Origin of the sequence: Listeria sp. LM90SB2 (assembly GCF_028867355.1) — a bacterium.
Lineage (GTDB): Bacteria > Bacillota > Bacilli > Lactobacillales > Listeriaceae > Listeria > Listeria monocytogenes_B.
Window position 1 is genome coordinate 82,007 of record NZ_CP046449.1, and the last position, 12,933, is coordinate 94,939.

A 12,933-nucleotide genomic window follows, 5' to 3' on the forward strand; every position below is an offset into this window, starting at 1 on the left:
TTGGTATAGCAATGACAGTTACATCTAATATAAATAGTGAATTAGCAGATGGTTTTCAAGGATATACAGATGTAAGGAAGATTACAGTGAATTCAACAGTTGATGTGGGTGTTTCAGGAAGTTTAACAGCAGTACTTGGACAAGTAGGTAGTTCTTTTGGGCTTCCAGGTGCAATAGGTGGACTAGGAGTTGGACTAGTGTTGGATACGATTCTGAGCTTAAACGGTACAAAAGATACTTGGAAAAATAGTATTAACGAAAAAATGCAAGATTTGGAAGATTGGTTTAGGGTGGAAGCGAAATAGAGCAAGCGGATTAGTTCTGTGAAGTATTGAGGATTTTCTGTTTTAAAAACCAAAAAAACTTGATAAAAATAATACTTTTCACTAAAAAAGTTAGACTATAATAGCAAAAAATAAAAAAATTTAAGGAGAGTATAATGTGAAAAAGAATTTAGAACAGATATATGCTATAGAATTTACAATGGGTTTAAGATATAGGCCAATGCAAATTAGGCATAATATAAAGTTGATTTTCTTATTGCTTTTATTTGTGACTTGGCTACAAGGTGACTTTATGAATAGGCTTCCGGGAAATCTAGATATAACTAAAGTAGATATGCCTTTAGTCCTACTGGCTTTGCTTTGTTATATTATTTTGTATCCCAAAAAAATGACTATAAGATTTCAAAACCTTCAATACCTATTATATATTTGTTGTTTTCAGTTTTTAGTATTTATGGTTATAAGATACTTTTATTCTAACTTGATTTATGCTATTCAAAACATGGTTAGTTTAACAGCCCAGACTCTGGTCGCCTCATATGTATTTTTATTAGTATTATGGGTTTTAGCTTTTATTTTTTTCTATTTTCATTTTAGAAAAAAATTAAGAAATGGAGACTATAGAAAAGATTCTGAACTTCAAAAAAAACGTAGTAACTTAGGATTGAAGTTAAGCAAAGGATCTTACATATTAATAGGAGCATTTTTTGTTTTTATATTGTCCTCACAAATTGTTGGAGGAATAATGGTAGATATAATGATTATTTCTATAGAAATTGTAGGTATCGCATTGTGTTCTATGGGAATTGTCATATTTCCAGAACAACTTTTTACTGCATATTGTAAATTTAAATTTAAGGAGTTTCATATAGAAGAATAGAAATATCATCAAAATAGTTAATTTATGAAGGAATGATATAAATATGTGCAGATTGTAGTATTAGTAAAATCGGCCTATGGCAAATTTGTAGTTAGTAACTTTGAACAGTGTTTTTATTTAAGATTTTCAGTAATTAAATTTATATTTATTATGAAATAAAAATTTTGGCAGAAGTAGATAAATCGACTATTGGCGAGGTAGAAGGAGTCACGTTTCAATAATACTTTTTAATCAAAAATATGTTGCATACTAGAGTTGTTGGTGATTTGGAGAAGCGGCTGCCGGTTACTCTTGAGAAAATGGTAGAATATGTGGAAAGTAATAGGAAAGAAATTATTACGCCTATTTTCATAGTATTGAATTATGTGGAAAATGTGCCTTATGTGGATGTGTGTGTTGGAATTGATCCTTATGATGAGTGAGGATATTTAATTGAATTCCCAAAAATGATAATCAAAAATTGAGGGTTTTCAGCGGGATGATAATAGGCATGACAAATATAAATGATTGCTGAAATCATGAACGATATGAACGGTAAACTAGCGTCCATGGTTTTTTAGCAACACAAATTATTATAGAAATATGGGACTGGTAAAAAGAACGAGTATAAAGATAAAAACTCGGTTGACGATTGGAGATATAAGGCTTTTCATAAAAAATATAGAAAAAGAGATGGAGTTTAATCCAAAAATTAATCGAAACGGATTAAAATCGCTCCACCAGACTTTGAACTCTGATTGTGTAGAGATATAAAGTAAATTGGGTAGTCTAAGATGAAATATTTATACATATATAATTATAAGTTCAAATGTGAATAAGTAGAGTAGTAGATTTTCTCAAGTAATGAAGGGAAGCCGCAGCATGAACAACTTATAACAGTGAAGTTACCGCCAGAAGCAGATTATTTAAATGATGAAACCTTAGAAGTGTATGAGAACGATAAAAAGAAGTATGACCAGACAAAATCAACTAATTACTAACAATTCAGTTACAATTCTATTAGGTGATTTTTGCTATTATGAGTCGGCATGGAGCAGTAGGTGGAGGGATAATAGGTTTTGGATTGGGAGTAAAGTAAGTTAATTATAAAAAAAGGAGGAATTGTTATGAAAATAGATTTAGAACAAATATACACATTAGATTTCACAATGGGCTTAAGATTTCATCCACTAATTATCAGAAAAAATTTACCGCTTCTTTATGTAGCGTTTATTTTTCTGATTTGGATACAAGGAGTCGTTATGGCTGGATTGCCTGGAGATTTTGACACAACGGAATTAGATGTTTTATTAGCAACAATTCCAGCCCTGCCTTTACTTATATTATATCCTAAAAAAATGGCAATGAAATTCCAAAATGTTCAATATTTATTGTATGTATGTTTCAATTGATGATATTTATGATAATAAGGGTATTTTATTTTGATATATTTTACCTTCTTGAAAATGAAATCTTAGTAACTGCTCAATTTATTACCAATGCTTATATTACATTATGCATTATATGGGTAATTTCGTTTGCTATTTTTTCTTTTCGTTTTAAGAGAAAATTAGATAAAGGCGGTTATAGAAAAGATTCGAAATTGCAACAGAAACGGAGTAATTTAGGTTTAAATTTAAGTAAAGGAACTTATTTTCTAATTTTTGGATCTTTTGGTTTGTTTATTCTAATAAGAATGTTAATTGGTGGAGAACTTGAAGAAATTATAATAAGTCTATTTCTTATTGTATGTATTCTTATTGGTATAGCTGGAGTATCCTTATTCCCAGAACACCTTTTCACTGCATACTGCAAGTTTAATTTTAAAGAATTTCATATCGAAGAATAGGGAGCTTAATATAAATAACTATTTTGTAAAGTTCCTAATGGTTTTCTATCCAAGGATTGCAGTAATTAAGAACTACTTTGAATATGACAATAACAAGCAGAGAAAGAAAAAGGCAACACTTACATATAAATTAGACTCAATCCAAAAAATAAAAAAACATCCATGTTAATTTTCCTGGTACCCCCAACCCCCACACCTGTTATACTAACCCCATCCTAACAAATGGAGTTGAAACCAATGACAAAAAACTTTAAAAAACTAAAATCCCTACACGAACTACCCACCCCACTAATCCTCTACAACTGCTGGGACGTCGCTTCTGCCAGAGCAATCCAACAAGGCGGAGCACCAGTAATAGCGACAAGCAGTTATGCAATTGCAGAGTCACTCGGCGCTGTGGATGGGGAGCATTTAACTTTTGACGAAATGTTTTTAGTTATTTCGCGCATTGCCAAGAATGTGAGTTTGCCGCTAACGGTGGATATAGAGACTGGGTATGCTAGAAATTTAGAGGAACTGGCTCAGAATGTGGAGCGGTTGCTAGCGATTGGTGTTTGTGGTGTGAACTTGGAAGATCAGCTTATTGGCGTTACAAATCCGGGGTTATGCAGTACTGAGGAGCAATGTGATAAAATCGAGACAATCAAAGAAACGGCGGCGAAAATGAGTACGGAAATTTTTATCAATGCGCGTACAGATGTCTTTTTCCAAGGGCGGGATGAGACGGTAGACTTGTTGGAAGAAGCGATTGACAGGGCAAAGGCATACAAGGAGGCTGGGGCAGATGCTATTTTTATTCCGGGTCTGCTATTACCAAAATTAATTCGCGCATTTGTGGAGAAATCACCGCTTCCGGTCAACGTCATGAGGATGGATGGGATGCTCTCAAACGAGGACTTACAAAAAATCGGTGTGAAAAGAATCAGTTATGGACCGTTTAGTTTTTTTCAGGCTAATTTAGCGATTCAGCTGGAAGTTGAGCGGATTTTCGAAGGAGGGAAAGCCTTGTGATAACGAATCAGCGGGATATTGATAAATATTATGATATGTTAGTGGAGAAAAATTCGAATTATGAAGGCGTATTTTTTGTTGGAGTGAAAACGACGGGAATACTTTGTCGCCCAACGTGTCCGGCGAAGAAACCTTTAAAAGAGAATTGTGAGTTTTTCAGTACAGCCAAGGAGGCGCTACTTGCATCTTACCGGCCTTGCAAGCGTTGTGAACCACTCTCCAATCCGACGAAATTGTCGCCAGCTGTGAAGTTGCTTGTTGATGCAATTGAGAAAAATCCAGAGAAAAAATGGACGGATAAAGATTTTGATGAATTATCCATTAGCGCAAATACAGCGCGGCGCCAGTTTAAGAAGCAGTTTGGGATGACTTTTATTGAGTATGCGCGTTCGCGGCGTCTCGGTCTTGCTTTTAAGCATATTCGGGGTGGAAATTCGATCATTAATGCACAAATTGAAAGTGGTTATGAGTCTGGAAATGGGTTCCGAGATGCTTTTTCAAAAACGATGGGGGAGGTTCCTCATAAATCAAACGATATCACCATTTTATACTCCGCTTGGCTTGAGACTAAACTTGGATCAATGCTCGCAATTTCTGATGATGATAGTCTATTGCTTCTGGAATTTGTTGATCGAAAAGGCTTGGAAACAGAAATTAAAAAATTACGAATGCGCTTAAACGCGGCTATTACACCTGAAAAAACAGTAATAATTCAACAAATAGAAGCCGAATTAGCGCGATATTTTAATGGTGAGTTGATTGATTTTAAAACACCGATTTGCTATATCGGGTCAGATTTTCAACAGAGTGTCTGGAATGAACTGCGACGAATTCCGATAGGCGAAACAATTTCGTACAAAAGTTTGGCAGAAAAACTAGGGCGGCCAACAGCAAGTCGAGCTGTGGCAAGAGCAAATGGGGTTAACCAATTATCCCTCATCGTCCCGTGCCATCGTGTAATCAATACTAACGGAGCATTAGGAGGCTACGGTGGCGGTCTTGCGCGCAAAGAATGGCTAATTAAACATGAAAAGATGGTTCCAAGGTAACGCGGAACCATCTTTTTTCAATTATTTAACCCGTATCCCAAACAACGGCATCAAAGCAGGAGCATGCGAAAAATCAATGCTCACGCCCTTCAAATCTTGCGGCATTGCAGTGATAGACTCAAAAATACATGAGCTAAGATCAACACCATTTAGCGCGCAATTTAAAAACTGCGCTTTATTCAAATCAAGCCGTTCCAAATAGGTATCGACCAGTTGAGCCCCGCTAAAATCACTATTCGTATACGCGCCCGCCTCAAACGCCACCCATTTCAAGTTAGCATAACGAAAGGCAACATAATCCGCATAACAATCAACGAAAACGCAATTTCTAAGCGTAGCATCACTGAAATTCACACCAATTAATTTACAATTTTCAAAACGAACTCGGTGAATAATTGCGCCCATTAAATCTAAATTCGACAAATCACAATTTTTAAATACAACATCAGTCAAATTCGCGCTTACAAGAGAAACAGAATCGAACACACACCCATCAAAAATAATCGTTTCTAAATGAAAATGCTCGAAAATTTCCCCAGTTAGCGTTGTTTTTCTAAAGATTTGCTCACTAACTTCTCCAATATCTTCAATAAAATATGTATCATTCGGATAAACCGTCAAATCCTCATCAGGAATCCGCGGCGCAGTAATTTTTTTCATTATATCGACCTCACTTCCGCTTTCATTATACCGTATTTTGCTAGGAAAAGGAGCGGAAAATCGTTTACCTTTCATAAAAAACGGATTACAATGAATGTAGAATAAAAATGGCAGTTGAGGAGTGAACGTGATGACAGCGAGCGTATTTGTGGCAGGAAAATTACTACCAGAAACGATGGAAGCTCTTAGCAAATGGGACGTTAAAGCTTTTTCAGGTGAGGAAAATATTACAGAAGCAGAGTTAATAAAAAATGTAACGGAAGTGGATGCGATTATTTGCCCGCTTTCTTCCCCAATTTCGGCAAAGGTATTGGAATCGGCAAAAAATCTTAAAATCGTGGCGAATATTGGTGCCGGTTTTGACAATATCGATGTAAAAAAAGCGCAAGAATTGGGCATTGCAGTGACCAATACGCCAGATGTGTCAACGGAAGCAACGGCGGAACTAACGCTTGGATTGATTTTGGACGTAGCACGGAGAATTTCAGAAGGCGACCGATTATGCCGCGAAACCCCCGAGCAATTCAAAGGCTGGGCACCAACGTTCTTTTTAGGTACTGAATTAAGTGGCAAAACGCTCGGAATTATTGGATTAGGAAGAATCGGACAAGCTGTTGCAAAACGTGCGGCTGCTTTTGGAATGAAAATTATTTATTCTGGGCACCATCCGAAAGAAGCAGCGAAAGAGTGGAATGCAGAGTTTGTGAGTCAGGAAGAATTATTGAAGCGCAGCGATGTTGTAACAATCCATGCGGCATACAGTCCCAGCTTGAAGTATCTGTTGAACGAAACAACACTGAAAACGATGAAATCAAGTGCCTTTTTGATCAATGCTGCTCGCGGTCCTGTTGTAGAGGAAGCTGCACTGATTAAGGCATTAGAAACAGGCGTTATCGCCGGCGCTGCGCTGGATGTGTTTGAGTTCGAGCCTAAGATTGGCGAGGATTTGGCTAAACTGGATAATGTCGTATTAACACCCCATATCGGAAACGCAACTGTGGAAACACGCACAGCAATGGGCAAAATAGCCATTGCAAATGTTGAAGCTGTCTTAGCAGGAAAAGCACCACTACATTCTGTTTATTAATACCGAAAAATATAGCCGCAGCGAGTGGCTGCGGCTGTGTTTTATCGCTGAATTATGGTATAATATTTTTTGTCGGAATACGACAACGGGTTGTTAGCTCAGTTGGTAGAGCAGCTGACTCTTAATCAGCGGGTCGGGGGTTCGAAACCCTCACAACCCATAAAAACAAACGCCAGTGACTGTTAAAGTCGTTGGTGTTTTGTCGTTTTTACGGGCAAAATGTTAATAATTTCAATAATAAGCTGATTTCTTTTTGATTATTTATCGATTACATAGAAAATAAGTGGAATTTCAAAGTATCTAATAATTTACTACATGATATACAAAAGGAGTTGTTTCAGTGAGTAGAATTGACATCGGAGAAATACAAGCTTTTTTATACCAGCTACGTGCAGCCAATGAACCAGGAAGGAAAACTATCCAATCTATCAAAGCGGCCGTGACAAAGTATGTGGGAGATAATAGTTTAAAAGGAAAAGCAGTTGATGCATCGAAAAATTATTATCAAATGACTTATTTCCCTCTCTGTGATGCAATAATCGAAGCTATGGACGAAAGTGAAGAAAGATTGGGGCAGTACATCCAAGATTTTCATGCCGAAGTTGATAGCTCACCAGATGCCAAAATCGATGCGGACGGTTTATATGAACTGGGTAAAATGATTGACCGAATAGAAAGCAAAAAAGAAGCTTTAGCACAGCGAATGAACAGTGGAACAGAAGGGCAAATGCAGAATTATCGTTCTCAGTTAGCTATTGCGTATAAACAGGAAAACATTCTCGAGAAATATTTGTCATTTGAACAAAGCCACGCTAGCTTTTTTGACCATTTGATTGACTTAGTTCAAGCAGTTCAGCAGACCATCCGCGAACTCCAGTCGAATATCCAGTTCAACAGCCAGACAGGCACTTACGATCTAAGTAAGCTGAATCACGCTACAGTGAGCCACATGCAACAAGCTTTAAATAAAGCACGAGGAATAAAAGAAGATATTATAAAAGAACTACAAGACTACACAGTGCTTGCAGTGGTATATTTAGATAGTAATGGAAAAGAACAGGTGATGTGGTTATTAGAGCGAGACGGCTTAGGAGTGGAGAATGCCGAACTTAAAGCCTATTTAGAAAAAAACGGAAAATATCTTAATCCAGAAGATTATTCGATTATTACTAATGAAGACTTGAATAAGAAAATCAATAAAGCTTGGCGAGATGGTGTTTATTATCTAAATGGTAACAAGTATGATGGACTAACTGGCGGTATTTTATCTACCTCGGCATATGTTGAAGCTGGGAAAGGGTTTATAGATAAGAGTGGGTTAGCGGATGTTGTGCTGGGGCTTGGGTTGAGTACGGCTGCGATTAGAGGGAGTGTGACATTTGGTAAGAAAAATAAACTGAAGGGTTATGATTATTTAGATGACCTGTTGGGCGATTTAAATAATAAAGTGAAAATAAAGAAGTATGACTCTGCTGAAAGTGTCAATAAATATTGGCATCAACAAAACTATGATCAACCTCCATATACACCTAAAACACCTGTCCAAGATTTAGAACTTTTGGTAGAAACTAAATTTGTCAGGGTATATGATGGGGGAAGTTCAAAACTACATGGTGGATGGCTTATGAAAGCAGAGGATATAAAAGGTTTAACACCGACTCAAATTAAAGATAAATTTGCATTACCTAATATACCCAAATTTGTTGGAGAAGTTACTTTGCCAAAAGGCAGCAATATCAGAATGGGAGAAGTAAATCCTCTTTTCGAAAATAAAGGTGGGGGTATACAATTTGATTTGAAAGGTCAATTCATTGGTGAATTTAAAGAACTCGGAAAAATCTCAGAATGGGGCGGATTAAAGTGACAATTAACGCAGAATACATTGATAATAAATTAACTGCTTTTGGAAAAAGCATTGAATTTAAGAATAAAATTGTAGAATTAAAAGAGAATGATAACTGTTTATTTGTGAGATTATTGGTTGTTCCTGGTCAAGAATTAAATGAAAACACTTTAAGTAATGTATATGCAATTAATAAATTGGGTGAAATTCAATGGCAAATAAAAAATGTTGCGCCAAAAGGAAATAATGTTTATATATGCGCACCATTGGTAGGTATGGATATCGAAGAGAACGATTTATTTGTAACAGATTTCATGGGGCGGAGGTTTGAAGTTAATCAAGAAAATGGTGAACTCAACCAAGTGAGAATAGTGAAATAAACTCTCCTTTTACTCTAATAAATTTTTGTTTGTTGAAGTTTATTAGGATATTGGATTTACTATTAAAGGTAGCGAGGTGGACTAAAAGTCTCGTAATTACTGGATTTAAATGATAATACGGGTGAAATCAAGGATATTGAAGAGTTAATAAATGAAAACTCATGTGATTAAGTAAACAAATTACGGAGGAATAACTATTTTTAAGTTGGAAATAAGTTTGCGCTTTAGAAAGCCGACATTATTAAGAAATGCTGAAACAGGGCACGCACCATTTAAAGCGATAACTTAATTTGAATAATTTTTAAATGAAGATGAGTGAAAATTGGCTAAAGGTACTTTCTCATGAGAGAAATATATCAAGTGAACTGTCCACAAGAGAATATAAGACCTTTTTAGAGGATATGATGTTGAGGTAGTTAAGCTGATAGATTTGCTAAAGAAAGAATCAAACACAAAGATGAGGAAAAAGCTTATGACGAAGATAACTCATATGAATAATAAATTAATTTTTGAAAACCAAGAATACACATTTGAGTATCCAATACAAACTTTGAGAGAAGATAAAAATCATGTATATGTTTTATTAGATATACCAGCCAACCAAGAATATACGTTTGATGATTTTCATAATATTTATGCTTTTTCTTATACGGGTGAACGGAAATGGCAAATAGGAGAGAGACCCGTTGGAGATAATGATGTTTATACTTTGATTAATGTAAAAGAAGGAATACTTTACGCTACAGATTTTAGCGGAAGAAAATATAAAGTTTGTGAAAAAAATGGAATTCCTGAAAAAATGGAAATTGTAAAATAAAAAATACATTTTACTGTCTCGTTCAGAACCCTTGCAACCCATATTTAAAAAGGGCCTAAATGTTTTAGCAATGTTTTTATAAAATCCCAAATTGGAAAACCAACCTTCACCCAAAAGGAGCTAACATGAAAAAACTACAATGGCTAACTAACCGATTATTTGCAACCTCTATCCTCCTAATCACCACGTTATTTATCATACCCCCAACATTTGCGATAGCTGATGGAAGTAAAGTGAGTTTTTATGAATACATATATGGAGCACCTTTTAGATGGCTAACTGTAATTAGTACGACAGATAAGAAAGGTGCATTTACGGAGATGTTTTTCTCGGGAAACGAGGGTATAACTATCCAATGGCCCAATCTAATGATAAACTTTCTCTTAATTTTCCTTGCAATAACTATTATCTTTTCCCTAGCAAAAAAGCTTTACGATAAAAAGAACGTCAAAAAAGACAACCCATAACAGGTTGTCTTTTTCTATATGCTGTTGTAAATGGTCTCTTACTGTACACGAGAAAAATTCACCTAGCTAAACTCGTCTAGTCTTAACCTTCTCTTCATAAATCCCAATCTTCCTAACCACTGTATCCAAATTCTTCTGCAAGTCTTCAATCTCTTGCTCCAAAATAACCTTTTTCTTTTTTAACATATTTAATCGTTCGGAAATAGTGCTGTCTCCTGCTGCGCGCCAAATTGTGTACTGCTTTAATTCTTCTACCGATAACCCGGCGCCTTTTAAGTGCAGTAAAAATTTTAGCCAATTGGCGTCTTCTTCGCTGTATATGCGCAAATTATTCTTGTCGCGGTCAGGGGTTATTAAGCCTTCTTTTTCGTAGAATCTAAGGGTGCTACTGGGAATGCCTACTAGTTCGGAAAATTCACCGATAGAAAAAGCCATTTAATCACCTCTTCTGTGTGTTTTTCATAAGGATACCATTTTGAATAGGAAATGCCTACTTTCCGATGCGTTTATTTTCAGCTGCTGAGTATCTATCACCAACAATTTCAATCTGCGATAAAGCATCAGCTATTTTTTGTCGTGCTCCGTCATCAAAACGAATGTCCGTGGAGGCGATATTTTCTTTAATTCTGCTTTGTTTTGTTGTTCCGGGAATTGGCACGATCCAAGGTTTTTGGTCAAGTATCCAAGCGATGGCGAGTTGTGCCGTTGTGACATTTTGCTCGTCGGCTATTTCTTTCATAAAATCGAGTAGTACTTGGTTGGCTTCCATGGCTTCTTTTTGGAATCTTGGTAAGCCACCGCGGTTGTCGTTTTCATTGAAGCTAGCATTTATATCCAATTCGCCAGTTAAATAACCGCGACCTAGTGGGCTGTATGCGACAAGCCCGATGCCAAGTTCTTCTAAAACCGGAAATATTTCTTTTTCAGCTTCTCGCCACCAGATGGAATACTCATTTTCAACAGCAGCTAGTGGCTCTACTTTATGAGCACGGCGTATTGTCTTTGCGCTGGCTTCGGAAAGTCCCCAGTGTAGAATTTTTCCTTCTTGTTTTAAATTCTGAATGGTTCCGGCAACCTCTTCAATTGGGATAGAGGGGTCAATTCTATGAATGTAATATAAATCAATGTAATCCGTTTTTAGCCGTTTGAGAGAGCCTTCAACCGCGGCCTTGATGCTTTCTGGACGGCTATCGACTTCGTTATTTAAACCATTAATTTTAAAACCACCTTTTGTTGCAATTTGAACATGGTTTCTTTTGCCAACTAAAGCTTCTCCGACAAGTTCTTCATTAGTATAAGGTCCGTACACTTCAGCAGTATCGAACATCGTAATCCCTGCATCCATTGCAGTGCGTACGACTTCAATCATTTCTTTTCTATCTTTCGCAGGTCCCCGGTGATAATTGAGTCCCATACAGCCGAACCCAAGCTCTGAAGTTACTAAACCAGTGTTTCCTAATTGTCTCTTTTTCATAAAAATATGCTCCTTTTAAACCAAATTTTTAAATTAGAAATATCAGGATGTTGTATTTAGTTTATCAGTTGAAGTGAACTTTAAGTCAAGCGTAACTAATTTATTTTTAAGAGCATGAGATAGTTTAACAAAAGCGATGATTAATTTTATTTTATTGATGGGGGCTTATTCTTTGTTCTTGGAAGGAAAAATTGCATAAAAGCTGTCTTAAATAAGCGCTAGGAACGATTTTGGTAGTTTTAATAGTACTAATACATCAAGAAATGTTACGAAAAAATGTCGACAAATACTCAAAATCACGTAAATCAGTTGTAAATGAGTATACGAATTAAACGTATTTTCTAAGATAATAATATTTATGATGGAAATTCAGAAAGGGTGATAACAAGAATGAAGTATATCGATTACCATGATTATATGCATAAAGACGCGATAATATATGCTTATCTCCAAAATAATTTTCCGTATATCCGCAAACGAATAAAGGCGTGGGAAAGTTTTACGCTAGATCGAGAAGATATTCTATTGGTGAAAAGTGGCGCAATATTTGAAGAAATTAGTGGGAAGAAAAAAGGCATAGCACGATGCTTTTTTTCGAAAAGTTTAATTTTTCCTACTAGAAATCAAATAGTATTGAAAGCTTTCGAAACTTCAGAAATTTGTTTTATCAATGCTGAAACAGCTTTTGGGAAATTAGAAAAAGATCAGATTTTATCCAATTTTTTTCTACAGATTGCGGAGAAAAACGAAGAAGACATGCGAAGACAAGCATTTCTTGGGACAGAGAACTCAAAAAATAAAATTATTTCAACGCTCAACTTCTTGCTAGAAAATAATAAATCTAATAATAAAACACCCATCTTTCCTGAATGGCTTCAAATAAATGTTTTGGCACAGTTAGCGAATTGTTCCATCTCTACCATTTCTTCTACTGTAAACGAATTACATGCGGAAGGAATATTAGATATAAAATCTTCGCCCTGGAAACTTAAAGGCAGAGAAAAGAGGATAGAAATTCTTGAAAATGAGCACCAGAAAATAAAGCTTAATGAAAGAAAGCATAAGAGTAATGTTTTCTAATGGTATAAGACTTGAAAAAACTTTTTGAGTACTTTTCCAAGCACAAAAATTATACTAAAAGAGGTGGAAGTAG

At 35.8% G+C, this 12,933-nt stretch carries 15 protein-coding genes, 1 tRNA gene and 2 pseudogenes; 15 read left to right on the forward strand and 3 right to left on the reverse strand.

Features of this window, described 5'->3' with window-relative positions; genetic code table 11:
• Window positions 1–11: 11 nt before the first annotated feature.
• From GL301_RS00400 to GL301_RS00430, 7 genes and pseudogenes are all read left to right on the forward strand, one after another.
• Window positions 12–305: a hypothetical protein gene (locus GL301_RS00400; RefSeq protein WP_003728380.1), complete on the forward strand. Its 294-nt coding sequence runs from the start codon at window positions 12–14 to the stop codon at window positions 303–305.
• A 136-nt stretch (window positions 306–441) separates the two neighbouring features.
• Window positions 442–1,164, forward strand: a complete 723-nt coding sequence (locus GL301_RS00405) for a membrane protein (protein ID WP_010958667.1) — start codon at window positions 442–444, stop codon at window positions 1,162–1,164.
• Window positions 1,165–2,003: 839 nt separating this feature from the next.
• A pseudogene (locus tag GL301_RS00410) lies at window positions 2,004–2,202 on the forward strand (hypothetical protein); the annotation flags it as partial.
• Window positions 2,203–2,270: 68 nt separating this feature from the next.
• Window positions 2,271–2,555 carry a hypothetical protein gene (locus tag GL301_RS00415; RefSeq protein ID WP_003728377.1) on the forward strand — a complete coding sequence of 95 codons (285 nt, stop codon included), beginning with the start codon at window positions 2,271–2,273 and terminating at the stop codon, window positions 2,553–2,555.
• Window positions 2,543–2,992: a hypothetical protein gene (locus tag GL301_RS00420; protein WP_003728376.1), complete on the forward strand. Its 450-nt coding sequence runs from the start codon at window positions 2,543–2,545 to the stop codon at window positions 2,990–2,992. The genes GL301_RS00415 and GL301_RS00420 overlap by 13 nt, the downstream gene beginning before the upstream one ends.
• Before the next feature lie 237 nt (window positions 2,993–3,229).
• Entirely contained in the window at window positions 3,230–4,003 is a 774-nt protein-coding gene (locus GL301_RS00425) for an isocitrate lyase/PEP mutase family protein (protein WP_003724912.1), read from the forward strand.
• Complete coding sequence (locus GL301_RS00430) at window positions 4,000–5,052, forward strand: bifunctional transcriptional activator/DNA repair enzyme AdaA (RefSeq protein WP_274758820.1); 1,053 nt, start codon at window positions 4,000–4,002, stop codon at window positions 5,050–5,052. The genes GL301_RS00425 and GL301_RS00430 overlap by 4 nt, the downstream gene beginning before the upstream one ends.
• A gap of 21 nt (window positions 5,053–5,073) precedes the next feature.
• Here GL301_RS00430 and GL301_RS00435 read toward each other — a convergent pair whose 3' ends face one another.
• Window positions 5,074–5,712, reverse strand: a complete 639-nt coding sequence (locus tag GL301_RS00435) for a pentapeptide repeat-containing protein (protein ID WP_003742409.1) — start codon at window positions 5,710–5,712, stop codon at window positions 5,074–5,076.
• A 130-nt stretch (window positions 5,713–5,842) separates the two neighbouring features.
• On the opposite strand from GL301_RS00435, the gene GL301_RS00440 reads away from it, so the two are divergent.
• The 7 genes and pseudogenes from GL301_RS00440 (at window position 5,843) to GL301_RS00470 (ending at window position 10,306) form a co-directional block, all read left to right on the forward strand.
• Window positions 5,843–6,799 carry a 2-hydroxyacid dehydrogenase family protein gene (locus tag GL301_RS00440; RefSeq protein WP_010958669.1) on the forward strand — a complete coding sequence of 319 codons (957 nt, stop codon included), beginning with the start codon at window positions 5,843–5,845 and terminating at the stop codon, window positions 6,797–6,799.
• 87 nt (window positions 6,800–6,886) lie between these two features.
• Window positions 6,887–6,959: transfer RNA gene (locus GL301_RS00445), tRNA-Lys, on the forward strand.
• A 180-nt stretch (window positions 6,960–7,139) separates the two neighbouring features.
• Window positions 7,140–8,663 (forward strand): LXG domain-containing protein, encoded by a 1,524-nt coding sequence (locus GL301_RS00450; RefSeq protein WP_003724915.1) that lies wholly within the window; start codon window positions 7,140–7,142, stop codon window positions 8,661–8,663.
• Complete coding sequence (locus GL301_RS00455) at window positions 8,645–9,022, forward strand: DUF7957 family protein (RefSeq protein WP_003724916.1); 378 nt, start codon at window positions 8,645–8,647, stop codon at window positions 9,020–9,022. The genes GL301_RS00450 and GL301_RS00455 overlap by 19 nt, the downstream gene beginning before the upstream one ends.
• Before the next feature lie 184 nt (window positions 9,023–9,206).
• Window positions 9,207–9,311 (forward strand): annotated as a pseudogene (locus GL301_RS00460) (hypothetical protein); the annotation flags it as partial.
• A 183-nt stretch (window positions 9,312–9,494) separates the two neighbouring features.
• Window positions 9,495–9,839 (forward strand): DUF7957 family protein, encoded by a 345-nt coding sequence (locus GL301_RS00465; RefSeq protein WP_003724917.1) that lies wholly within the window; start codon window positions 9,495–9,497, stop codon window positions 9,837–9,839.
• A 125-nt stretch (window positions 9,840–9,964) separates the two neighbouring features.
• Entirely contained in the window at window positions 9,965–10,306 is a 342-nt protein-coding gene (locus GL301_RS00470; RefSeq protein ID WP_003724918.1) for a hypothetical protein, read from the forward strand.
• Window positions 10,307–10,372: 66 nt separating this feature from the next.
• On the opposite strand, the gene GL301_RS00475 is transcribed toward GL301_RS00470, so the two are convergent.
• Together GL301_RS00475 and GL301_RS00480 are read right to left on the reverse strand one after the other, a co-directional pair.
• On the reverse strand, window positions 10,373–10,741 hold the full coding sequence (locus GL301_RS00475; RefSeq protein ID WP_003724919.1) for a MerR family transcriptional regulator: 369 nt from the start codon (window positions 10,739–10,741) through the stop codon (window positions 10,373–10,375).
• Window positions 10,742–10,796: 55 nt separating this feature from the next.
• Entirely contained in the window at window positions 10,797–11,780 is a 984-nt protein-coding gene (locus tag GL301_RS00480) for an aldo/keto reductase (protein WP_274758821.1), read from the reverse strand.
• Window positions 11,781–12,170: 390 nt separating this feature from the next.
• Here GL301_RS00480 and GL301_RS00485 point away from each other — a divergent pair, with 390 nt between their 5' ends.
• A complete protein-coding gene (locus GL301_RS00485; protein ID WP_003724921.1) occupies window positions 12,171–12,860 on the forward strand; it encodes a cyclic nucleotide-binding domain-containing protein in 690 nt (229 codons plus the stop codon).
• Window positions 12,861–12,933 lie beyond the last annotated feature (73 nt).

Bases quoted from the DNA above. Each gene is read 5' to 3' on its own strand.
- GL301_RS00475 (WP_003724919.1), bottom strand. From the start codon at position 10,741: ATGGCTTTTTCTATCGGTGAATTTTCCGAACTAGTAGGCATTCCCAGT.
- GL301_RS00480 (WP_274758821.1), bottom strand. From the start codon at position 11,780: ATGAAAAAGAGACAATTAGGAAACACTGGTTTAGTAACTTCAGAGCTT.
- GL301_RS00420 (WP_003728376.1), top strand. From the start codon at position 2,543: ATGTTTCAATTGATGATATTTATGATAATAAGGGTATTTTATTTTGAT.
- GL301_RS00470 (WP_003724918.1), top strand. From the start codon at position 9,965: ATGAAAAAACTACAATGGCTAACTAACCGATTATTTGCAACCTCTATC.
- GL301_RS00415 (WP_003728377.1), top strand. From the start codon at position 2,271: ATGAAAATAGATTTAGAACAAATATACACATTAGATTTCACAATGGGC.
- GL301_RS00435 (WP_003742409.1), bottom strand. From the start codon at position 5,712: ATGAAAAAAATTACTGCGCCGCGGATTCCTGATGAGGATTTGACGGTT.
- GL301_RS00425 (WP_003724912.1), top strand. From the start codon at position 3,230: ATGACAAAAAACTTTAAAAAACTAAAATCCCTACACGAACTACCCACC.
- GL301_RS00400 (WP_003728380.1), top strand. From the start codon at position 12: ATGACAGTTACATCTAATATAAATAGTGAATTAGCAGATGGTTTTCAA.
- GL301_RS00485 (WP_003724921.1), top strand. From the start codon at position 12,171: ATGAAGTATATCGATTACCATGATTATATGCATAAAGACGCGATAATA.
- GL301_RS00465 (WP_003724917.1), top strand. From the start codon at position 9,495: ATGACGAAGATAACTCATATGAATAATAAATTAATTTTTGAAAACCAA.
- GL301_RS00455 (WP_003724916.1), top strand. From the start codon at position 8,645: ATGGGGCGGATTAAAGTGACAATTAACGCAGAATACATTGATAATAAA.
- GL301_RS00440 (WP_010958669.1), top strand. From the start codon at position 5,843: ATGACAGCGAGCGTATTTGTGGCAGGAAAATTACTACCAGAAACGATG.